This is a genomic window from Streptomyces poonensis (assembly GCF_014650915.1).
GTDB lineage: Bacteria > Actinomycetota > Actinomycetes > Streptomycetales > Streptomycetaceae > Streptomyces > Streptomyces poonensis.
Genome location: NZ_BMVW01000009.1, coordinates 49,607 through 71,254 on the forward strand (window position 1 = coordinate 49,607; position 21,648 = coordinate 71,254).

Genomic DNA, 21,648 nt, shown 5'->3' on the forward strand with positions numbered 1-21,648 from the left:
CGGGCGATCACGCCCGGCTCCCACCGCCGAATGCTCGGATTCGTCCCGTCCCGTCGGTCCATGGCCCGGTGGGGACGTGGTGCACGGGTGCGCCCGGCTGTTCAGCCGGTCATGGCAGCGATGCCGGCTGTTCCGGTGTGTCGTGCCGGAAGACCTCGAGGAGGCTGTGTCAGGCGGCCGGTGGCCGCCATCGCCGCGGGCGCCGTGGCGCCGTCCTGTCCCCGCAGCGGGAGCCGGCGGCCGTACCGACCCCGTAGCCGAAGCCGGTGGCCGTTCTGGCAGATCACCATGGGTCCGAGGACGGGCTCGACGACGGATTTCCGACGGGTGCAGGCAGCTTGCAGCTTTGCCGGGCTTGGTCCGCAGCTTCCGGGTCATGTGCTCGCCCTCGACGTGGCGTCCTTGTCATGCGTCCACGGGGTGAGGGCGGGGCCTGCTCGTCGTGGCCGGGCGGCCGGTGGCCATGGAGGTGCCGGGCCCGCAGCCAGCCGGCGTTCGACTTCTCCGAGATGCTCGACCAGTTCGCCGCGAACACCGGTTGTCGCCCCAAGCAGGTGCTTGCCGCGAACACCGGTTGTCGCCCCAAAGCAGGTGCTCGTCGACGCCGTTTACTGCTCCGAGGCCGTCGCGAGGCCGTCGCGAGGCCGTGAAGCGGCTTGGGCGTCGTACGCCTGGATGCAGGCGCCATCGCTGTCCTTCGTGACCCGGAGTCGGGGGCGGGCGGGGCCGGCCTGAGCCTTCGGCTCGGCGGCAAAGCCCTGACGGCAGTCCGCTCGTCGCCGACGGCGGCGTCCTTCGTCGTCCGCGCGAGCGTGGCCACACGCCTTGTCGGCGGCCTCGGCCTCGATCCGCGTGGGCGGCCCGCAGCTCCGCGAGCCGCTTCTCGCGGCGCTCCGGCACGGCCGGCATGCCGGTGGCCATGCCGCAGCGTTACGTGGGCCGGCCACCATGCACACACCGGGGCCGCTGCCGCACACGACGTGCGGCAGCGGCACCACAGCGACTACCTGATGGCGGGCCCCTTGGAGGCGGCGGACAGCGTGGCCGCCAACTCGGCGTTCACCTCGGCCTGGTGCGCGGCCAGGTAGAAGTGGCCGCCGGGGAACGTGCGGATGCGGAAGGCGGCGGTGGAGTGCTCGCGCCACCGGTCGGCCTCCGCGACGGTTGTCTTCGGGTCGCCGTCCCCCACCAGCACCGTGATCGGGCAGTCGACTGTGCGGTTCGGCACGGCCTGGTAGGTCTCGATGACCCGGTAGTCGCTGCGCACCGCCGGCATGGTCATCCTCAGGATCTCTTCGTCGCCCAGTAGGTCCGCCTGGGTACCGTTGAGCTGCCGCAACTCGTCGAGCAGGCCCTTGTCGTCGCGCAGGTGCACCTGCTCGTCCCGGTGCGTGGCCGGCGCGCGCCGGCCGGATGCCACGATCGCTCGGGGCGCGGCCGGTGTGTCAGCGAGTGAGAGGGCCGTCTCGAACGCGAGCACCGCGCCCATGCTGTGTCCGAAGTAGACAGTCGGCAAGGGCCTTTCCTGCTCGAGGAGCGGCGCGATGTGACTGACGTACTCTGCGACGCTGCGCACCAGCGGCTCACGTCTGCGGTCCTGGCGGCCGGGGTACTGGAGGACCACGACGTCGGCGGCGGCGGCGTGGGCCAGTGCGACGGGGTGGTAGAAGCTCGCGGAGCCGCCCGCATGCGGAAAGCAGACGAGCCGTACGCGGGCACTGGCGTTGGGCCGGAAGCGGCGCAGCCAGCGCTCTGCGTCGGTGCCGGGCATGGGCATGAGGTCTCCTCGGGGCAGTCGTCAGAGACGAGTACGTCCCCTTCCTGACTGGAAAATCCCCAGTCCCGATGAGTAACCGTGCCGATTCCCAGTGATGCACTAGGGTGCCCCGACTTCCGTTGACACCACGGACTTGCGGCTGTGAATGTCACCTCCAAGGACTGCTCCCGCAAAAACTCACTGGGCGTAGCGGTCGTCTTCTCCCGTGGCGGCGTAAGGGGATTTCGTGTCCAAACGTGCTCTTATCACTGGGGTCACCGGCCAGGACGGCTCGTACCTCGCGGAACACCTGCTGGCGCAGGGCTACCAGGTATGGGGCCTGATGCGAGGGCAGGCCAACCCGCGAAAGTCACGGATCAGCCGCCTCGTATCTGAACTGTCCTTTGTGGACGGTGACCTCATGGACCAGGCCAGCCTGGTCTCGGCGCTGGACCACGTCCAGCCCGACGAGGTGTACAACCTCGGTGCCATCTCGTTCGTGCCGATGTCGTGGCAGCAGCCGGAACTGGTGACGGAGATCAACGGCGCCGGCGTGCTGCGCATGCTGGAGGCCATTCGAATGGTGAGTGGACTGAACACGTCCAGGTCGACCCGATCCGGTGGGATCCGGTTCTACCAGGCTTCGTCCTCGGAGATGTTCGGCAAGGTCGCGGAGACTCCGCAGAGGGAGTCGACTCAGTTCCACCCCCGTAGCCCGTACGGGGTGGCCAAGGCCTATGGCCACTTCATCACGCGCAACTACCGTGAGTCGTTCAACATGTACGGCGTCTCCGGGATCCTGTTCAACCACGAGTCCCCGCGCCGCGGTGCCGAGTTCGTGACCAGGAAGATCTCACTGGCCGTCGCGCAGATCAAGCTGGGACTGCAGGACAAACTGGCGCTGGGCAACCTCGATGCGGTGCGTGACTGGGGCTTCGCCGGTGACTACGTCAAGGCGATGCACCTGATGCTCCAGCAGGACGAGCCGGGCGACTACGTGATCGGGACCGGCGTGATGCACTCGGTCCGCGACGCGGTACGGATCGCCTTCGACGCCGTGGGCCTCGACTGGGAGGACCACGTCGTGATCGACCCGTCGCTGGTCCGCCCGGCCGAAGTGGAGACGCTGTGCGCCGACTCCAGCATGGCCCGGGCCGCGCTGGACTGGGCACCCACGGTGAAGTTCGAGGAACTGATGCAGATGATGGTCGAGTCGGACCTGCAGCAGGCATCGCGGACGCGCGACTACGGCGAGCTGCTGGCGGCCGCCGACAGCTGGTGACACCGTGACCGGGACGTTGTCCGGCCCCGGCCTCCGCACGCGGATGGAGACGTGGTGGCCGACGGAGCGGGTCGCGGAGGGCAGGCCCGCCGGATGATCGACAAGGTGCTGCCGCAGCACTGCATGCGCATGCAGTCCGGACACGGCACGAAGGGCACCCGCGGGTACGACCGGGCCCGGCCCGGCGTCCGGGCCGACGACGTCCCCGGCGGACACCCGGACGGCGCCGGCGTCCTGGTCGTCCGCCGGCACCGGCACACCGGCAAGCTCTCCTCTCCCTCTTCCCCTGCCGGCCGTCCGGCGACGTCACCTCCGCCCAGCTCGTGAACGTGACCGGTCGCCGCCGACGGCGGATCGAGGGGACCTTCCAGCTCGGCAAGACAATGATCGGCCTGGTCGGGGGCCAAGTGACGTGCTGGGGACACCTGGATGCGCCGGTCACGGCTCTCCCTGATCGCCGCCGCGTCCTCGCACCCACAGCCGCTGCCACGACCACAGCGGGATCTGCCCGACCGGCCGGCGCCCGGCTCGTCCCGCTGACCTGCCTCGAACTCCTCCGGCTTCTACGGCTCTTCGTTCCCGCACCACCTGTCCGGCCGTCCGGGACACGGAACACGTCTGCACCGGATGGCCTGGCGCCGCCGCCATCAAGCCGTCACGCAAGCCTGTCACCAGCGCCGACAGGTAGTCCAGGACCAGCAGCCACGACCGGAACCACAGCTGCCGTGTCCGACAGCATGTGATCAGCACGCGATCACCGATCCGCCGCAGAAGCAGGCCAATGACTCCGGAGAACGTGATGCCAGTAACTCAAGCGCTGATTCTGGCCGGCGGCCAGGCGACCAGGATGCGACCGTATACGGACGACGCGCCGAAGGCCATGGTTCCCGTGGCGGGTGCGCCGATCGTCGGCTACCAGCTGCTGTGGCTCGCCGAGCACGGCGTCAAACACGTCATGATCAGCGGCGGCTACAAGCACGAGATAATCCAGGACTACGTGGGTGACGGGTCCCGGTTCGGCGTCACCGTGGGCTACGCCATCGAGGACCAGCCTCTGGGCCGTGGCGGCGGTCTCAAGTATGCGGCCGAGCGACTGCCCGAAGACGGCCCCTTCTTCGTCCTCAACGGTGACGTCATCTGCACCGACTCCCTCGCGGACCTGAGTCGGTACCACACGCATCAGGGTGGGGCCGTCACGGTCGCCCTGTCCCCGTACCGGTCCAACTGGGGAGTGGCCGACCTGGACAACGACCGCATCCGCGGCTTCGTCCAGTCCCCGCGGCTGCCCTACTGGATCAACGCAGGCATCTACGTCTTCGAACCCCACGTCGTCGGGCTCTTGCCGGACATGGGCGACCATGAGGACAGCACGTTCCCGCAGCTGGCCACCGAGGGCGCCTTGATCGGTTACCGGCTCTCGGGCTACTGGCGTGGCATCGACACCGTGAAGGACGTACTCGAAGCCACCAAGGAGATCAAGGGCGCGGGTCTTCTCGTACCGGAGGAGTTCCGCACCACCGGCATCGACATCTGAGACACCCAGGCAACGCGAAGATCGTCAAGCCTGTGACTCGGCCGGCGAGGGTCAGGGTCCTGGGCGGTGAGGGTGAGGCGGGCGTGCTGTCCTGAGCGGCTGCAGGAACCGGGCGTAGGGAGGTGGGGGAGGCGCGCTGCGTGACACTCATCGGGGCAGCTGTGTCCTGGAACACATCATTGACAGCGGTGACTTCTCTGCATGCCCGACAGATCGGGAGTTTCTCCGTGTTCCGTACCATGTTCAAGTCCAAGATCCACTGTTTGGGCATCGGCGCAGGTCAGGGGCATGATTAAGCCGCTCGGGTCAGCAAAAGGTCAGCATGAGACGCGGAGGCGTCCCGGCTTGCTGACCTGGTGACCGCCGCGGCGGGGGACCTGGGCACAGATGCCTGGCTCCCGCTCGGAAGGTTTTGCTACGTGGCTCGACAACTCGCCCGCGGCATGGGGTCGTTCTATAAGGACTGCGGCTGCGCCAGGCCGACCCGGTGCCCGCACCCGTACACGATCCGTTTCAGGGACGCGCTCGGAAAACAGCGCGAGGAGGCCGGCTACGGAACTCAGGACGCCGCGATCGAACGCCTTACGCAGATATATGCGGAGAAGAAGCGGACGGCGCCGTCCATTGCAGAAGCGCGACGCGCGTTGGGTCAGCAGACGATCGCGGAATATGCGCGGCAGTGGCTGCCCCGGCAGCGAAGGATGACCGAGTACTCCACGGGCGAGCACGTCAACAGCTCCATCAGCGTGCACATAGTTCCGCGCTTGGGATCACGGAAGCTGAATACCGTGACGCCGATTGTGGTCGAGCGGTCACATCGAGATTTGAGTGCGGGATCACGGCCTCGGCGCACCGTCCGACTTCATCCCCCGTGTTCGCCGGCGCTTCAGCCGTGCGTCCGGCGCCGCGCGGGAGGCGAAGGGCGCCGGGCTGGGCCTGTGGCTCGTCCGCGCTCTCACCCGGGCTGGCGGTGGGGATGCCTGGCACGAGCCCGGCGGGTCGGGAGGCAGCGCCGCCTACTGCCTGCGACTGCGGCGCGCACCACCAGCTCGGATACCCCCCATAGGGGGCTGAGGCGTTCCGCCATGCGATGAGGACATCGGACGGCGTTGAGCTGGCGCGGGGCGGCTCGGCCCTGGCCCCAGGAGCCGGACGCGGGGAAGATGCCAAGTGGCAGCCGCACTCACCACGGGAGCGAGCCATGGCGGACAGCGCGCAGGCCGGCAGCGGCACCTCGATCCGGGTCTTTCTGCTGGACGATCACGAGGTGGTACGACGCGGGGTGCACGACCTGCTGGATGACGAACCGGACATCACCGTGGTCGGTGAGGCGGCCACGGCCGAGCAGGCCCTGGCGCGTGTCCCCGCTCTGTGGCCGGACGTGGCGGTCCTGGACGTCCGGCTGCCGGACGGTGACGGCGTGACCGTCTGCCGGGAACTGCGCTCGCGCATGCCGGACCTGGCCTGCCTGATGCTGACCTCGTTCGACGACGAGGAGGCGCTACTGGACTCGATCATGGCGGGCGCCTCCGGATACGTCCTGAAGCAGATCCAGGGCTCCGACCTGGTCTCGGCGGTGCGGACCGTGGCACGCGGCCAGTCGCTGCTGGATGCGAGCGCCACCACGAAGCTCCTGGCGCGGCTTCGGGACGAAGGGCAGCGGCAGGAGGGGGAGAACGACACCCTGCCCGGACTGACCGAGCGGGAGCGGGAGATCCTGGTCCTGATCGGGGAGGGGCTGACCAACCGTCAGATCGGGCAGCGGCTGTACCTGGCCGAGAAGACCGTGAAGAATCACATCTCCCGCCTGCTCGCCAAGCTCGGCGTGCAGCGGCGCATCCAGGCCGCCGTCATCGCCACCCAGGTCCAGGAGCGGTTACGGAGTGAGGGCCGGTGACGCCGTTATCATCCCCGCACCACTGCCACCGGGCTGTGCGCGTGGTGCAGCACGGCGTGGCCGACCGACCCGAGCCGGAGCCCGGTGAACCCGCCGTGCCCTCGGGAGCCCACGACGGTGAGCCGGGCGGACCTGCTCGCCTCGATCAGCGCTTGGCGCGTGGGGCCGTGTACGACCTTGTGCTCCACCTTCACGTCCGGATACCGCTCGCAGGTGCCCGCCAGGGCCTCGGCCAGCAGCCGCTCCTCCGCGGTGGCCAGCGCGCCGGGCCGGTTCGCATAGGGCAGGGCCGGATCCTGTGGAGGCGGCATGGGAGCGTTCCACGTCGTCCATGCGTGCACGGCCACCACATCGGCGCCGTGCAGGGCGGCCTCGTCCAGGGCGAAGCGTACGGCCGCGGCGCCGGCCGGGGATCCGTCGACGCCGAGCACGATCGGCCCGGCGGGGGTGGTCCGCTCGCGCACGACCAGCACGGGGCACCGCCCGTGGGCGGCCAGTCCGGTCGCGGTCGAGCCCAGCAGCGGGGCCCCGAACCCGCCCAGGCCCCTGCTGCCCACGACGACGAGGGCGGCGGTCCGCGACTCGGCGTCCAGTACGGACAACGGTCCTCCCGGCAGCACCGTGCCGAAGACGTCGACGTCCGGCGCGAGTGCCCGCGCCTCATGCACCGCGTCCTCCACCAGACGGCCCGCCACCGTGCGCAGTCGCATCCGGGTCGATTCCGGCAGCGTGGCGCCCAGCGGCAGGTGCGCCGAGGACCGGGCGAGGGCGTGCACCACCCGAAGGGTGGCTTTCCGGCATGCGGCCTCGCGGGCCGCGTACGCCACGGCGTCCAGGCTCGATGCGGAGCCGTCCACTCCCACGACCACCGAGCCGCTCATGGTGCCCATGGCTCCTCCTCTCGTGCCACGGCCGTGCGACCGCGAGGGGTACCCGTCCCGGCCGTGTCAGGCCCGGTGCGGTGCGCCGGGCCATCGACGCCGGCCCGGACCACCCCGTGCGGGCGCGCGACTGGTTACCCCGTACCAGGGTCGATGGCGTTCGCAGCCGACGGCGAGGGGCGAACCGGCCGGGTCAGCCGGCAACCCGCCCTCAGGTCAGCCGCCCGCCCGCCCCCACTGCGATCGCACCTCCTGCCATTCCGCATCCCATGCGCGGCGCCGGCGCCGGTCGAGCACGACACGTGCCATGCGGTATCCGCCGGCAGCCGTTCCGACAAGAACGAGCGATGCTGTGGCGCCCATGGTGACGGCCTGGAACTCCGCCTGGGCAGGCGTCAGCGGCCGGGGCTTGATCCGGTCCTGCCGGTCGGTCCACACGACGACGCGCTCGCCGGCTTTCGTTCCGGCGTCGACCCGGGCCCTGCCCGTGTGCCGGGCGCCGTCCGAATCCGTCCAGCGGACGGTGACCAAGACTCGGTCGCCCGCCGGGCCTGTGCGGTCGCCGCCGCGGTCGGTCGCGTCGCTGACGAGGGTGGCGGTGACCGACTGCCGCTCGGCGCGCTGCCGGTCGAGAATGTCGTGCGTCGCCTGCGCGCCCATCGCGCCCGCCCAAGGGCCCCCCACCGCGACGACGAGCCATGCGGTCAGCAGGAGCCAGCCCTCGACGACGTCCTCGCGGCGGCGCAGCGGGTTGCGACGCCAGCGCCACAGCGACCGCCGGACGCGTGAGTTCGGCCGCATGGTGCTCACCTCCCGGCTGTCATCTCCACCTTCCGGCGGTAGCGGCCGACGCGGCAGGGGCCGTTCGGGCACTGCCGTCTGCCGTGGGCGGACCGACCGGCCCAGGGCCGGTGGCGGCACGTCACCGGCCGCGCGCGGCGTGAGGTGCTCGGTGTTTCTGGTGCCCGTGACCGTTCGGCCGGTACCCGGTGACGGGCCCCGGCCGCGGGAGTACGACTTGTGTTCCTTCACAGTCGCCCTCCCCGCAGCGTCACCGGAGGACCTTCGCCACCGGATGGGGCCGTTCGGCCCCGGACGCCCACCGGCGGGGCGACGGTGGACTGGGCAGTGCCCGGCCGTCGTGGCGTGTTCGACCGCAGGGAGCCGAGAATGAACGCGACACGACCATGAAGTCGTCAGGGCCGGTCAAGGCGTTCCGGTCACCGGACGGCCGGGGGCCGGCCGCATCCGCGTCCGGGCGGGCCGCCCCTGGTCCGCCGTCGCCGGGCTGCCGGCCCCCGCCGGGCGCCGGGGCAGAGGTGCACGCCCTCGCCGCCGCGGACGTCTTCCCGGCCTTGCGCACCTCTGCGCGTGGATTGACGTCGGCCGCCGCCCGCGACCGCCTGGCGGTGGCGGGGCCCAACGAACTGCCCGCCGTCCGCCGCCGGCCGCTGTGGCGGCAACTGGCGGCCCAGTTCACCGACCTGTTCGCGGTCGTCCTGCTCGTGGCCTCGGGCATCACCTTCCTCGCCTACGCCCTGCAGCGCCCGCGCGAGCCGGGCACCGCGCAGCTCGCCGTGGCGATCGTGTGCGTGGTGGTGCTGAACGCCGTCATCGGCTTCGTCCAGGAGTACTCCGCGGAACGCACCGCCCAGACCCTGCAGGCGATGGTCCCGCACCGCTGCCGGGTGCTGCGCGACGCACGGCCCGATCAGGTGCCGGTCCGTGAGCTGGTGCCGGGCGACGTGGTCGCGCTGGAGGCGGGGGACACCGTGCCCGCGGACTGCCGGGTGGTGGAGGCCCACGACCTGACCGTCAGCAACGCGGCCGTCACCGGGGAGAGCGAGCCGGTGCCCCGCACGGCCGAGGCCGACGCGACGAGCGAAGTCCTCCAGGCGCACAACCGTCTCTTCATGGGCACCGACGTGATCACCGGGACCACGAGGGCGGTCGTTCTCGCCACCGGCCAGGCCACCGAGTTCGGGCGGATCTTCCGCCTCACGGCGGCGGCACCCCGGCAGAAGACCCCGCTGCAGCGCGAGGTCGCGTGGATGGCCCGCCGGGTCGCAGGCACCGCCCTGGCGGTGGGCCTGGTGCTGTTCGCCGTCCGGCTGCCCACCGGTCAGGGCTTCGTGTCCTCGTTCGTGTTCGCGCTCGGTGTGATGGTGGCGCTCGTGCCCGAGGGCCTGCCGGCCACCCTGTCGGTGTCCCTGGCCCTGGGCGTCCGGCGCATGGCCCGTCACCAGGCCCTGGTCAAGAAACTGGTGGCCGTCGAGGCGCTGGGGTCGACGACGGTCGTGTGCACGGACAAGACCGGGACGCTGACCCAGGCCGAGATGACGGTCGTACGGATCTGGGGGTGGGACGAGGAGCACACCGTCACGGGAGTGGGATACGAACCGTCCGGTCAGGTCAGTGACCCGGAGCCGGTCCGGGAGCTGCTCCGCTCGGCCGCGCTGTGCTGCGACGCGCGCCTCCTGCCGCCTCCCGCCGGCGGTGGACGGTGGCGGGTGCTGGGGGACACCACCGAGGGGGCACTGCTGGTGGCCGCCGTCAAGGCCGGCCTCGACATGGCGGCGGAGGAGGCCGCGGCGCCCCGGGTCGCAGAGCATCCCTTCGACTCCGTACGCAAGCTGATGAGCACGGTGCACGAGGAGGGCGGCACCCGGCGGGTGCGGGTGAAGGGCGCGCCGATGGAGGTGCTGGACCGCTGCTTGCGGCTGGAGCGCGAGGGCGCGGTCGTGGAGCTGAGCGGGGCGCAGCGTGCACGGATCGGCGCTGTGGCCGACCGGATGGCCGCTCAGGGCTTGCGGGTACTCGCGGTCGCCCGGCGGGAGGCGACGGGACCGTCCGGCGAACGTGACCGGGACGAGTCGGACCTGACGCTGCTCGGCCTCGTCGGCATGATGGACCCGCCCCGGCAGGAGGTCCGCGCGGCCGTCGACGCCTGCCGGCGGGCGGGCATCCGCATCGTCATGGTCACGGGTGACCACCCCCTGACGGCGGAGGCCGTGGCCCGTCGCGTCGGTATCGTCCGTACGGCCACGCCCCTGGTGGTGACCGGAGCGAAGCTGGACGCCCTGGCGGACGCCGCGCTGGACCGGCTCGTCGCCGACGCCGGGGAACTGCTGCTGTGCCGTGTCAGCCCCGAGCACAAGATGCGGGTCGTCACCGCCTTCCAGCGGCGGGGAGAGGTCGTCGCCGTTACGGGCGACGGCGCCAACGACGCCCCGGCTCTCAAACACGCCGACATCGGCGTGGCCATGGGCGCCTCCGGCACCGATGTGGCGCGCGAGGCCGCGGAGATGGTGCTGCTGGACGACTCCTTCGCCTCCGTCGCCGTGGCGGTACGGCTGGGCCGTTCCGTGTACCAGAACATCCGCAAGTTCCTCGTCTACCTGTTCAGCCACAACATCGGGGAACTGGTGCCCATCCTCGCCGCCACCTTCGCCGGGTTCCCGCTGGTCCCGATCACCGCGGTCCAGGTCCTGGCGATCGACCTGGGCTCGGACGTGCTGCCCGCCCTCGCCCTGGGAGCCGAGCCGCCCGAGAGCGGTGTCATGGACCGGCCGCCGCGGCCCCGCCACGAGCGCCTCTTCTCCCGTGCCGTGGTGCGCCGGATCCTGTTCCTCGGCGGCATCCAGGCGGTGGGCGTGTGCGCGGTGTTCTTCTGGCACATCCACGCCTCGGGCATCCCGTACGCCGACTTCACCGCCGACGACCCTGTCTATCGGGAGGCCATCACGCTGGTCCAGGCGGGCATCGTGGTCAGCCAGTTCTTCAACGCCCTGGCGGTGCGCACCGAGCGCGAAAGCGTGCTCACGGTCGGCCTGTTCGGCAATCCGCCGCTGATCGCCGCCGGGCTCTTCGGGCTCGCCCTGATGGCCGCGATCAGCTACGTCCCGCTGCTCCAGGGCGTGTTCAACACCGCCGCCCTGACGGCCGGCGACTGGGCGCTCCTCGCCGCCGTCGGGGTCCTGCCGCTGGCCGCCGACGAGGCGCGCAAGCTGCGGCTGCGCCGGCGCGCATCGGGACCGGGAGGGAAGGGAGACGTGCGATGAGGATCGTCATCGCCGGATGCGGACGGGTCGGCTCCGTCCTGGCCGTCCAGTTGGCGAGGGAGAGCCACGACGTGCGGGTGATCGACCGCGCCCCGGCCGCCCGACGTCGCCTCCCGCCGGGCTTCACCGGCCGGTTCGGCGTCGGCAACGGCTTCAGCCGGACCGTGCTGGAACAGGCGGGGACCGCGCACAGCGACGCGCTGGTCGCCGTCACGTCCGGTGACAACAGCAACCTGGTCATCGCCCGGACCGCCAAGGAGACCTTCCGCGTTCCCATCGTCCTCGCCGGCGTGCACGATCCACGGCACGCGAGCCTGTACGAGGGCCTCGGCATCCGGACCGTCTGCCCCGTCACCTGGTCGGTGCACCGCATCCACCAGTTGCTGCTCCACCGCGACCTCGCGTCCGAGGGCGGCTTCGGCAACGGCGAGACGCTGCTGGTCCGCTCCGCCCTGCCCCGCTGGCTCGCCGGACGGAAGCTGGCGGAGTTCGAGGTCGAGGGCGAGATACGGGTGGTGGAGGTGACCCGTCACGGGCGGTCCCTGCTGCCCCGGCACACCACCACCGCCGCACCGGACGACATGGTCACCTTCGCCGTCGCCGCCACAGCGCTGCGCACACTGCGCGGCTTCCTGGACAAGGAGCTGGGGACGTGAACGTGCTGATCGCCGGGGCGGGAAGGCTGGGCACGCGGGTCGCCCGCGTACTGGCGGCCTCGGGCAGCGACGTCACCCTGGTCGACGCCGACGAGGAGCGTCTCGCCGCATTGCGCGGGCGGTGCGACGCCCGGCTCGTCGTGGGCGACGCGGCGGAGGCCGCCGTCCAGGAACGGGCCGGCGCGGCCCGGGCCGACCTGCTGGTCGCGGTCACCGGCCGGGACGAGGACAACCTGGTCATCAGCTACCTGGCCAAGCGGCGCTTCGCCGTGCCGCGGGTCGTCGCGCGGGTCAACGACGACGACAACGCCTGGCTGTTCGACCGGCGTTGGGGTGTGGACGTCGCCGTCCCGGCGGCCGCCCCGCTCGTCTCGCTCATCGAGGAGGCGACATCGGCCACGGACACCGTCGCCCTGCTGCGGCTGAGCACCGCCGGAGTCGGCATCATCGAGACCGCCATCACCGAGCAGTCGAAGGCGGCGGGCCGCCGGCTCGGCGACATCGGACTGCCCGAGGGCACGCTCGTGGCCACGGTCGTACGTTCGGGCACGCCCACCGTGCCCGACCCGTCGATGCGGCTGGAACCGGGCGACGAACTTCTGCTCGTCTCGCACAGCGCCGGCGAGCAGGAAATTCATGCGGCCTTCCAGTGAAGGACGGCGGTGGCGGTCCGGACGCCGCCCTGGGATCGACCGGCTGCGCGCGATCTGCTGGACCATCAGGAGCACCGCGACGGCGGCCGACGGTGCGTGCACACGGAGTCCCAAGTGCCGATGGCGTGACCGTCCGGTGTCCCGTCCGGAACGGGGAGGCCGGGAGGGTGGCGGGCCGGGTGCCCGTGACGCCGAAGGTCCACATCACTGATTCGACGGGTGAAGGAAACCTCGGCCGTTCCGGCGTGCGCGCGCAAGGGCCTGATGGCACCTTGCCGGTTCCCGTCCGGCTCGTAGTCTGGCCGCAGGAGCGGGACGTGGCCGCCGGGCCGCGCGTCCGGCCGCGCGAGGACTTCTGCCACCGACCGGCCCGAGAGCCTCGCCGCCGCCCACCGCGGACCTGCCGGTACGTCCGAACGTGTCCGGAGAGGAGCCGTCATGAGCGGTCCGGTCCTGTGGGGGGCAGATGGTGCGCCGACGGGTCCCCGTACGGAGCGGCCGGCGGGGCAGCGGTCCGTAGAGCTCCCCGACGCCTGCCGGATGCCCCCGGAGCGCGTGGCGGACCGGTTCGGTGTCGCCCCGGGCGTCGGGCTGACCGAGCGCCAGGTCTCCGAACGGCTCGCGGCCCACGGACCGAACCGCATGGCCGAACCGGCCCGGCGGCCGGAATGGCTGAAGTTTTTGGACCAGTTCCGTAACTGGCTCATCGGCATCCTGCTGCTGGCCGCCGTCGTCGCGGGCGCGCTCGGCGATGTCAAGGACGCCGTCGTGATCACCGTGGTGCTGCAGATCAACGCCGTCCTCGGCTACCTGCAGGAGCGGCGGGCGGAACGCAGCCTGGAGGCGCTGCGGCGGATGCTGGTGCCCACCACGAGGGTGCGCCGCGGCGGCGTCGAGCAGGCCGTCGAGGCGGAGGCTCTGGTCCCGGGGGACGTGGTGCTGCTGGAGGCGGGCGACCGCGTACCGGCCGACGGACGGCTGGTCGTCGCGGAGTCGGTCGAGGTGGCCGAGGCGGCGCTGACGGGCGAGTCCCAGCCCGTCGCCAAGAGCACGGCCCCGGTCGACCGCGACGGGGCCGCCCCGGTGCCGCTGGCCGAACGCACCAGCATGCTGTTCATGAACACCGCCCTGACCCGGGGCCGTGCCGAGATGGTCGTCACGGCCACCGGCATGCGCACCGAACTCGGGACCATCGCCGAGGCGCTGCGTACCGGGGTGGAACCGGCGAGCCCGCTCCAGATCCAGCTGGACAGCCTGGGGCGGCGGCTGGCGGCGGTGAGTGGCATCGCGGTCGTGGCGTACGCCCTGGTCGCGCTGGTCCGCGGCGAGTCGCTGCCGGACATCGCGCTGCGGGCCGTGGCCCTGGCCGTGGCGGCGATCCCCGAGGGGCTGCCCGCCGTGCTCGCCGTGACCCTGGCACTCGGGGTGTACCGCATGGCCCGCCGGGGAGCCGTCGTCAAACGCCTGGCCGCGGTGGAGTCGCTCGGCTCGGCGACGGTCGTCTGCAGCGACAAGACCGGCACGCTCACCCTGGACCAGATGACCGCGCGGTCGGTGTGGGTCGCCGGGCGGCTGTACGACGTGACGGGTGAGGGGTACGGGACGACGGGCGCCATCCGTGCATCGCGTGCGTCCTGTGCGGTCGAAGCCCGGCAGGCTGGGGACGATCGTGCGTTGCGGGAGGCGCTGCTGCCCTTCGCGCTGTGCAACGACGCGCGCCTGAACGGCGGCGATGACGGCGACCAAAGTGTCGGCGGCGACATTGGCTTCGTCGGAGATCCCACCGAGGCCGCCCTGGTGGTGCTTGCGGTCAAAGCCGGCCTGGACGCGGACCGGCTGCGGGCCGAGCGGCCCCGGGTCGGTGAGATCCCCTTCGATTCCGCCGCCAAGTACATGGCCACCTTCCACAGCGAACCCGGCGGCCGGGTCCGGGTGTACGTCAAGGGAGCGGTGGACGTCCTGCTGGACCTGTGCGCCGACGTCCTCACCGAGGACGGTGTCCGCTGCCTCGACGACCGGGGCAGGAACGACGTCCTCGCCGTGACCGGACGCCTGGCCGGGTCGGGCCTGCGGGTCCTGGGCGCGGCCACCGCCGTCCTGGACGACCTGGACGACACCCCGGCCGGGTACGTACCGGGCTCGCTGCCGGGACTGACGCTGTCGGCGGTCGCCGGGCTCGCCGACCCGCCGCGTCCGCAGGCCCGGCAGGCGCTGGCGCTGTGCCGCACGGCGGGGGTGACCGTCAAGATGATCACCGGTGACCACGCGGACACCGCGGCGGCCGTCGCACGGGAAATAGGCATCCGGGGCGATGTCGTCGCCGGTGCCGAGCTGGACCGTATGACGGAGGAACAGCTCGCCGCCCGCATCGACGAGATAGGCGTGTTCGCGCGCGTCGCTCCGGAGCACAAGGTCGCGATCGTACGGGCGCTGTCGGGCCGGGGCCACATCGTCGCCATGACCGGCGACGGCGTCAACGACGCCCCCGCGCTGCGGGCCGCCCACATCGGCGTGGCCATGGGCATCACCGGCACGGACGTGGCCAAGGAAGCCGCCGACATGGTCCTCACCGACGACGACTTCTCCACCATCGTCCGGGCGGTGCGCGAAGGGCGCGCGATCTACGGCAACATCGTCAAGTTCGTCCGCTTCCAGCTCGCCACCAACGCCGGCGCCATCCTGACCCTGCTGGGCTCCTCACTGGCCGGCCTGCCCGCTCCGCTCACCGCGGCCCAGCTGCTCTGGATCAACATCATCATGGACGGGCCGCCCGCCATGGCCCTGGCCGTCGATCCCGCCCGCGACGACGTGATGCGCCGCCCGCCCCGCGATCCGGGCGAACGCATCCTGAACGCCCGCCGCCTGCTCGCCATCGGCCGGGCCGGCGCCGTCATGGCCGTCGGTACGTTGACCCTGCTGGCCCTGGCCCGGCCTCGCGTCGGCACGGACACCGCGGTGACAATGGCGTTCACCACCTTCGTGCTGTTCCAGCTTTTCAACGCGCTCAACGCCCGTGCGGACGGCGGGCCTCCGCTGGGCCGGTACCAGTTCCGCAATCGGACTCTGTGGCTGTGCCTGGCCGGAGTGCTGGCCGTGCAGATCGTCGCCGTCCAGGTTCCCTGGGCGCAGACCGTCTTCGGGACCGTGCCGCTCGACCTGTCGCAGTGGGCCGTGTGCCTCGGTGTGGCCTCCACCGTCCTCCTCGTCGAGGTGGCCCTGGCCGGGCGGTCGGCCCGCTGAACGCGTCGGCCGAGCGCAGCGGCCCACCCCGGGGTGGGTGGGCCGCGAGGGTCACATGTGTACTCATGCGGCTGGTTCTTCCGGTCGGTGTCGGGTGACGTTCACTACCGGTGGTAGCGGTAGTCCTCGTCGTCGTGCTTGCCCATGTAGTGCCGTTCCTCGACGAACTCGCGTTCACCGGGACGCAGCACAGCGCCCGGCGTGGCCATGAAGGCGAAGAGTCCGAGGACCCCCGCCAGCATGAGGATGAAGCCGACGATGAACGAGGTGAAGCCGAATATCAGACTGGCGCCCAGCACTATCGCGCCGATCAGCATCATGGGAATCATGACTGCCTCCTTCCCTGTGCCGTGCGGAGCACGAAGACCCGGCCGACCCGGTCCGCGCGGACACGGGCCGTGTGGATGCTGCGGCGCGAGCCGCACCCGGAGGCCGGACGGGAGGGCGGACGGCTGAGGAAGAAGAAGCGCGGCCGCTGATCCGCCGGGACATCTCCTGGCGGTGACAGGCGCTCCTCCCCGTCATGGCCGCCGGGACCGGCCCACCGGATACGTACGGCGGTGCCGATGTCCGACACGATCCGTCCCGGCGGTTCCTGAGTGGTGGTCACGGCGGCCTCCCTTCGAGAAGCCTTCGTTTTCAGCATCGGGTGGACCGCCCCGCGGGCCCATGGGCTGACCGGGACACGAGGGCGGGCCGAGCGGTCCTCACCGCCCGTCGGTCCGGGCCGGACCGACGGGACATGTGGTCGCCCTGGCTGCCCGGCCGCGACGACACCCCGTTACGCCATGGGACGAGCGGAACAGTACGGTCACGTCCGGGCCGGCCCCGCCAGCTGGATGATGTCGTCGGCGGCCACGTCGTGCAGCCGGATGGCGAGATCCTCCAGTGCGCGGCTGGCGGCGAGTTCGTCGCCGATCTCGGGGATGGGCCGGTCGACGGGGTTGCGCCGGGCCGTGCCCCTGCCGGTGAGGGTCGAAGTGTCGCGGGTGGTGAGTACGGCACGTGCGTGCGTTTCGTCCCCGTCCTCGGTGAGATAGATCTGCACAGTCCACTGCTTGGTTTCCATAGCGATCACCTTCGTACGGGCGTACGGGGAATGTGTCCGTCGTCCTTACCCTGCGCCCGACCCCCGCGCCCGCGCCAGAGCCGAACGGTCCCCAGCGACGCCGCTGGAGAATCCGGCGCGAGGCCCTTCGGACGGCATCACTCGTCCCGCTCCGCGACCTCTCGCAACTCCCCAGCTCACGGGGCCAGGCTGAAGTAGCTCTCCTCCTCCTGTGTGAAGTGCAGCCGCAGTACCGTGTGCAGCCCGTAGAGGCAGGCCCGCAGGTCCTCAAGCTGTTCCGGCGCCGGCACGCCGTCGGCCTCGGCCCCGGCCCCGGCGAGCGTCAGGTGGGTGGCGATCCGCCGGGCGAGCCGTTCGATCTCGGCGTGGGCGCGGCTCATCATGGCGGTCGCCTCCGGGCCGCCGAGCGCGGACGCCAGCGCCGGATACAACTGGTGCTCCTCGGCGTCCTCGTGTGGCAGCAGCCGTTCGGCCAGCAGCCGGTGCACCTCGCGTACCGCCGCCAGGGCCTGCGCGTCGGCACCTTCGGTCAGCCGGGCCGCGGCGTCCCGTATGGCTTCCAGGACGTCCTGCAGGTCGTCGTGCTCGGCGGCGAAGCGGTGGACGAGGGCTTCGGCGGCGGGCTTCAGGGGCGGCCGGGCCGCCCGGTCGGTGCGCAGGGCGCGCAGCGCGTTGAGGATGACGGCGACGTCGATCGCTTCCTGCAGCAGGGCGCCGACGGCCGGCGGCAGCAGCCCCACCGCGGCCGCCGCCATGGCGACCAGGGACATCAGCATGCCGCCGAGCGCGCTCTGCACGGCGATGCGCCGGGCGCGCACGGCGACGGTCACCGCGTCGGCCAGGCGGTCCACCCGGTCGGTGGTCAGGACGATGTCGGCGGCCTCGGAGGCGGCGGTGGAACCGTGCGCTCCCATCGCCACGCCGACGTCCGCGGCGGCGAGGGCGGGCGCGTCGTTGACGCCGTCGCCGACCATCACCGTGACCGCGCGGTCCCGCTCCGCGCGTACGGCGGCCACCTTGCCGGCGGGGGAGAGGTCGGCGCACACCCCGTCGACTCCGAGGACGGCGGCGACCTCGCGGGCGGGCTCGGGCCGGTCGCCGGTGAGCATCACGATCCGCTCGATGCCCGCCGCGCGCAGCCGGCGCAGGGTCCGGGGAGCGTCCTGACGCAGCGGATCGCGCAGGAGCACGGCGCCGACGGGCCGTCCGTCGGCGCAGAGCCAGGCGACGGCCGCACCGTCCAGCACGGCACGGTTGTCGGCCGCACGGGCCCAGTCGGGCATCGGCATGCCGGGGTCCGGACGGCCGATCGTCATGCGGTGGCCCGCCACGAGGCCGTGGGCTCCCCGGCCGGGTTCCTCCGATACGTCCGTGGCCGCGGACGGCTTCGAGCCGCGCTCGCGGGCCGCGTCGACGATGGCCCGGGCCAGGACGTGCGGGGAGTACTGGTCGAGGGTGGCGGCCAGGCGCAGTACCTCGGCGGGCTGCCGGCCGGGGGCCGCGATCACTTCCAGCACGCGCGGGCGGCCGCCGGTGAGGGTGCCGGTCTTGTCGAGCAGCAGCGTGCGGGCGCGGCCCAGGTTTTCCAGGGCGCCGCCGTCGCGGACCACCACGCCCAGGCGGGACGCCCGGGACAGCCCGGAGACGATCGCCACTGGCGCCGCGAGCAGCAGCGGACACGGCGTGGCGACGACGAGGACCGCCACCGCCCGCACCGCCGAGCCGCTGACCAGCCAGGCCAGCCCCGCGGCCGCGACGGACAGCGGCAGGAACCAGGCCGCGTACCGGTCGGCCAGCCGGACGACGGGCGCCGACGCCGCGCCCGCCTGCCGGGCCAGCCGTACGATTCCGGCGTACGTGCTGTCCCGCTCGGTCGCCGTGGCCCGCAGCTCGAAGGAGCTGCCCGCGTTGACCACACCGCTGCGCACCGGTCGGCCGTCCTCCCGTTCCACCGGCACGGACTCCCCGGTGAGCACAGATTCGTCCAGAACGGCGGTGGCGCCGATCACCTCGCCGTCGACCGGGACGACCTCGCCGGCTCCGACGACGAGCAGGTCGCCGACGGCCACCTCGGCGAGCGGCACCGTGCGCACTTCGGTGCCGATGCGTCGGCGGGCGGTGCGCGGTGCGTGCTCCAGCAGCGCCGTCAGGTCGTGCGAGGCCCGCCGCCGTGCCGCGGCCTCGATGGTGCGGCCGGTGGCCAGCATCAGGGCGATGAGGGCTCCGGCCAGGTACTCGCGCACCGTCAGTGTCCCCACCAGCGCCAGGACAGCGATCAGGTCCACGCCCGCCTGCCCGCGGCGCAGTGCGGCCAGCACCCAGCCGACCGCGGGACCGACGGCCGCGAGGGCACCCAGGGCCCAGCACAGGCCGGCGAACCGGGCGGATCCCACCGCCCACAGGACACCGCCGACGGCCACGGCAGACGCCGTGACGATCAAGAGTGCCGGCTCCAGTCCGGGCGACGGGACCCGCATGCCGGGCCTGCGGCGGACCGGGTCGTTCCGGGTGACGCCGTTCATGGCATCCTCCACCTCCGACGCGACCGTCGCCCGAGCCCGGGCAGTGCGGCCCGGCGGCGGATCCGGCCGTGGCCTTCCCCTTGAGCAGGGGCAGCAGTGCGGGGCCCGGCAAGGGGCCGGGCGCGTGCCAACCCTCGTCTCTCTCCAGACTTGCGGCCGCGCGGCCCCCGAGCCAGAGCCGGACGACACGTCGTCGGCTCCCGTCCGGCCCCTGGGCGGGCGGTCGGACGTCGGCGGTGCGGCCGACGAGGGCTGAAGAGGCCTTTCTGCCGGCGGTCCGCCGGTGACACCGTGGAAGTGGAGCCCCGGCGGGGAGTCACCGTGCGTACGGACGAAGGCGTCGGCGGCGGGAACGCCCCAGCAGTCCAGTGGAATGGCCGCCGCATCCGTCTGCTGCCGGAGGAGAGCACGCATGAACGACCGGTCTGACGCGATGCCCGTTCCGGTGCTGCGGAACCTGCGGGCCGTCGTGTTCGACACCGACGGGGTGATCACGGACTCGGCCCGGGTGCACGCCGCCGCGTGGAAGACCGCCTTCGACTCCTACCTGGCCGAGCATCCGCCCCCGGCACCCGAACAGCGCCGCCCCTTCGACGTCCGGGACGACTACCTGCGGCACGTGGACGGCCGGTCCCGGCTCGACGGCGCCGCCGCCTTCCTCGCCTCGCGCGGCCTGCACCCACCGCCCGAGACGGTGCGGGCCGTCGCCGAGGCCAAGGAGGAGCTCTTCTCCGCGCGGCTGCGCGAGCAGGGCATGGACGCCTATCCGGGCACCGTGCGGCTGGTGCACGCCCTGCGCCGGGCGGGCATCCGGTGCGCGGCGGCCTCCGCCTCCCGCCACGCCCGGGAACTCCTCGACCGGGCGGCCGTCCTCGGCCTCTTCGACGTGCTGGTCGACGGGGTGGAGGCGGCGCGGCTGGGCCTGCCGGGCAAGCCGCGGCCCGATCTCTTCCTCGATGCGGCCCGCAGGCTCGGCGTGCCCGCCGGCCGTGCCGCCGTCGTCGAGGACGCGGTCGCGGGCGTGGAGGCGGGCCGGAACGGTGGCTTCGCCCTCGTCGTCGGCGTGGCCCGCGAACCGGGTCCGGAAGCCGGGCAACGACTGCTGCGGCACGGTGCCGACATCGTCGTACGAGATCTCGCGGAACTGCTCGCGTGAGAAGCCTCGAGGGCTGACATTGTCCGGTTGCCCGGAAGCGCCCGGGCCGTGGCCGTTGGGCCGGCTGACCGGCGCCTCCTCGGAGTGAGCGGAGTCGGCCCTGGTACGAACGAGTGTTGCTCTTCTCACGGACCTGTAGACCGTCGCCGGTGAAGCGGGCGTTGTCGCGACCGGGACAGGCGTTGCCGCGAAGCGGCATCGGTGTGGTGGCGATGCCGAGGCTTGTGGCAGGTGACTTTCGAAGCGAGCGGGGCGGCGTCGGTTCAGCGCCCTCGGGGAGCAGTAGCAGGCGAAAGGGAAGATGTGCCGTAAACAGTACTTTCGTCCCCGTGTGTGGACCGGTCGGCCCGGCCCGGTCATGCCATGGGGGCGTGACGATGGAAGTGGACGAAGGCCCCCGCCCCAGGACGGCGGGTGAGGCGCCGTGGCGGCTCCCTCCGTTCGGTCACGGTGCACCGGCCCGCCGGGGAGGCCACGGTGGGTCGGTGCACCGTGGCTGCGGCCGGGAGTGTGCGGGAACGCAACCGGCCGCCCCCGGCAACGGCCAACGCGGTCTCGAACTGCGGACGGAACCGCACCCGGGCGCTGATCTTCTCGGCGAAGATACTGTCCCGGGTGGTGTCATCAGTGTCGGCTATTTATTGCGGTCGGCTGTTTCTCGGATGGTCATATCCAAGACGAACGACCGGAGGTTGACTTCGCGGTCAGCGCTGAGACGCATGGCTTGGGCGTCCAGACGCAGCGCCTGTCACGATGCCGGACGCTGACTTGTGGCGGTCGGCCGAACGGCGCGGTCGCGCAAGAGCATGTCCTGGCGGTGACTGGTCGGCAGCTGTCACGGTCGCGCTGCCGGGGCGGTCCCTGCTTTCGCTTGGTCGGGCCTCCCGGTCCTCGGCAAAGGCCGGGAGGCCCATGGTCGCGTGCGCGCCGTCGCCGGAGCA

17 protein-coding genes are annotated in these 21,648 nt (G+C 72.1%); 10 read left to right on the forward strand and 7 right to left on the reverse strand.

Translation table 11 applies throughout. The features are described 5' to 3' along the window. Positions 1–1,003: 1,003 nt before the first annotated feature. Positions 1,004–1,777 carry a thioesterase II family protein gene (locus tag IE242_RS21950; protein ID WP_189861885.1) on the reverse strand — a complete coding sequence of 258 codons (774 nt, stop codon included), beginning with the start codon at positions 1,775–1,777 and terminating at the stop codon, positions 1,004–1,006. A gap of 226 nt (positions 1,778–2,003) precedes the next feature. On the opposite strand from IE242_RS21950, the gene IE242_RS21955 reads away from it, so the two are divergent. The 5 genes from IE242_RS21955 (at position 2,004) to IE242_RS21975 (ending at position 6,469) form a co-directional block, all read left to right on the forward strand. Continuing rightward, the gene (locus IE242_RS21955; RefSeq protein WP_189861887.1) at positions 2,004–3,038 is read left to right on the forward strand and encodes a GDP-mannose 4,6-dehydratase; all 1,035 of its coding nucleotides are present in this window, start codon (positions 2,004–2,006) and stop codon (positions 3,036–3,038) included. 54 nt (positions 3,039–3,092) lie between these two features. Next, positions 3,093–3,365 (forward strand): hypothetical protein, encoded by a 273-nt coding sequence (locus tag IE242_RS21960; protein ID WP_189861889.1) that lies wholly within the window; start codon positions 3,093–3,095, stop codon positions 3,363–3,365. 472 nt (positions 3,366–3,837) lie between these two features. Beyond that, on the forward strand, positions 3,838–4,572 hold the full coding sequence (locus IE242_RS21965; protein ID WP_268249478.1) for a nucleotidyltransferase family protein: 735 nt from the start codon (positions 3,838–3,840) through the stop codon (positions 4,570–4,572). Between the two features lie 828 nt (positions 4,573–5,400). Further along, positions 5,401–5,646: an ATP-binding protein gene (locus tag IE242_RS39230; protein ID WP_189861893.1), complete on the forward strand. Its 246-nt coding sequence runs from the start codon at positions 5,401–5,403 to the stop codon at positions 5,644–5,646. 127 nt (positions 5,647–5,773) lie between these two features. Continuing rightward, positions 5,774–6,469 (forward strand): response regulator, encoded by a 696-nt coding sequence (locus IE242_RS21975; protein WP_189861895.1) that lies wholly within the window; start codon positions 5,774–5,776, stop codon positions 6,467–6,469. 8 nt (positions 6,470–6,477) lie between these two features. Here the strand turns inward: IE242_RS21975 and IE242_RS21980 are convergent, their stop codons facing one another. Then, positions 6,478–7,350, reverse strand: a complete 873-nt coding sequence (locus tag IE242_RS21980; RefSeq protein ID WP_189862162.1) for a universal stress protein — start codon at positions 7,348–7,350, stop codon at positions 6,478–6,480. Positions 7,351–7,566: 216 nt separating this feature from the next. Continuing rightward, positions 7,567–8,151, reverse strand: a complete 585-nt coding sequence (locus IE242_RS21985; protein WP_189861897.1) for an Rv1733c family protein — start codon at positions 8,149–8,151, stop codon at positions 7,567–7,569. 386 nt (positions 8,152–8,537) lie between these two features. On the opposite strand from IE242_RS21985, the gene IE242_RS21990 reads away from it, so the two are divergent. The 4 genes from IE242_RS21990 (at position 8,538) to IE242_RS22005 (ending at position 15,960) form a co-directional block, all read left to right on the forward strand. After that, positions 8,538–11,411, forward strand: coding sequence for a cation-translocating P-type ATPase (locus IE242_RS21990; protein WP_189861899.1), 2,874 nt, complete (start codon positions 8,538–8,540; stop codon positions 11,409–11,411). Continuing rightward, complete coding sequence (locus IE242_RS21995) at positions 11,408–12,067, forward strand: potassium channel family protein (RefSeq protein WP_189861901.1); 660 nt, start codon at positions 11,408–11,410, stop codon at positions 12,065–12,067. The genes IE242_RS21990 and IE242_RS21995 overlap by 4 nt, the downstream gene beginning before the upstream one ends. Then, complete coding sequence (locus IE242_RS22000; protein WP_189861902.1) at positions 12,064–12,720, forward strand: potassium channel family protein; 657 nt, start codon at positions 12,064–12,066, stop codon at positions 12,718–12,720. Before IE242_RS21995 ends, IE242_RS22000 begins: the two co-directional genes overlap by 4 nt. 438 nt (positions 12,721–13,158) lie before the next feature. Further along, entirely contained in the window at positions 13,159–15,960 is a 2,802-nt protein-coding gene (locus tag IE242_RS22005; protein ID WP_229859265.1) for a cation-translocating P-type ATPase, read from the forward strand. A 104-nt stretch (positions 15,961–16,064) separates the two neighbouring features. On the opposite strand, the gene IE242_RS22010 is transcribed toward IE242_RS22005, so the two are convergent. The 4 genes from IE242_RS22010 to IE242_RS22025 form a co-directional block, all read right to left on the reverse strand. Then, on the reverse strand, positions 16,065–16,289 hold the full coding sequence (locus IE242_RS22010) for a hypothetical protein (RefSeq protein WP_189861904.1): 225 nt from the start codon (positions 16,287–16,289) through the stop codon (positions 16,065–16,067). Further along, entirely contained in the window at positions 16,286–16,570 is a 285-nt protein-coding gene (locus IE242_RS22015; protein WP_189861906.1) for a hypothetical protein, read from the reverse strand. Before IE242_RS22015 ends, IE242_RS22010 begins: the two co-directional genes overlap by 4 nt. Positions 16,571–16,771: 201 nt before the next feature. Next, positions 16,772–17,029, reverse strand: coding sequence for a DUF1876 domain-containing protein (locus tag IE242_RS22020; RefSeq protein ID WP_189861908.1), 258 nt, complete (start codon positions 17,027–17,029; stop codon positions 16,772–16,774). A 176-nt stretch (positions 17,030–17,205) separates the two neighbouring features. Beyond that, a complete protein-coding gene (locus IE242_RS22025; RefSeq protein ID WP_229859267.1) occupies positions 17,206–19,551 on the reverse strand; it encodes a heavy metal translocating P-type ATPase in 2,346 nt (781 codons plus the stop codon). A gap of 412 nt (positions 19,552–19,963) precedes the next feature. On the opposite strand from IE242_RS22025, the gene IE242_RS22030 reads away from it, so the two are divergent. After that, positions 19,964–20,707, forward strand: a complete 744-nt coding sequence (locus tag IE242_RS22030) for an HAD family hydrolase (protein ID WP_189861910.1) — start codon at positions 19,964–19,966, stop codon at positions 20,705–20,707. The last annotated feature ends 941 nt before the right edge of the window (positions 20,708–21,648 follow it).

Coding starts and splice junctions, on each gene's coding strand:
- IE242_RS21950 (WP_189861885.1), bottom strand. CDS start 1,777: ATGCCCATGCCCGGCACCGACGCAGAGCGCTGGCTGCGCCGCTTCCGG.
- IE242_RS21965 (WP_268249478.1), top strand. CDS start 3,838: ATGCCAGTAACTCAAGCGCTGATTCTGGCCGGCGGCCAGGCGACCAGG.
- IE242_RS21975 (WP_189861895.1), top strand. CDS start 5,774: ATGGCGGACAGCGCGCAGGCCGGCAGCGGCACCTCGATCCGGGTCTTT.
- IE242_RS21980 (WP_189862162.1), bottom strand. CDS start 7,350: ATGAGCGGCTCGGTGGTCGTGGGAGTGGACGGCTCCGCATCGAGCCTG.
- IE242_RS21985 (WP_189861897.1), bottom strand. CDS start 8,151: ATGCGGCCGAACTCACGCGTCCGGCGGTCGCTGTGGCGCTGGCGTCGC.
- IE242_RS21990 (WP_189861899.1), top strand. CDS start 8,538: ATGAAGTCGTCAGGGCCGGTCAAGGCGTTCCGGTCACCGGACGGCCGG.
- IE242_RS21995 (WP_189861901.1), top strand. CDS start 11,408: ATGAGGATCGTCATCGCCGGATGCGGACGGGTCGGCTCCGTCCTGGCC.
- IE242_RS22005 (WP_229859265.1), top strand. CDS start 13,159: ATGAGCGGTCCGGTCCTGTGGGGGGCAGATGGTGCGCCGACGGGTCCC.
- IE242_RS22010 (WP_189861904.1), bottom strand. CDS start 16,289: ATGATTCCCATGATGCTGATCGGCGCGATAGTGCTGGGCGCCAGTCTG.
- IE242_RS22020 (WP_189861908.1), bottom strand. CDS start 17,029: ATGGAAACCAAGCAGTGGACTGTGCAGATCTATCTCACCGAGGACGGG.
- IE242_RS22025 (WP_229859267.1), bottom strand. CDS start 19,551: ATGAACGGCGTCACCCGGAACGACCCGGTCCGCCGCAGGCCCGGCATG.
- IE242_RS22030 (WP_189861910.1), top strand. CDS start 19,964: ATGAACGACCGGTCTGACGCGATGCCCGTTCCGGTGCTGCGGAACCTG.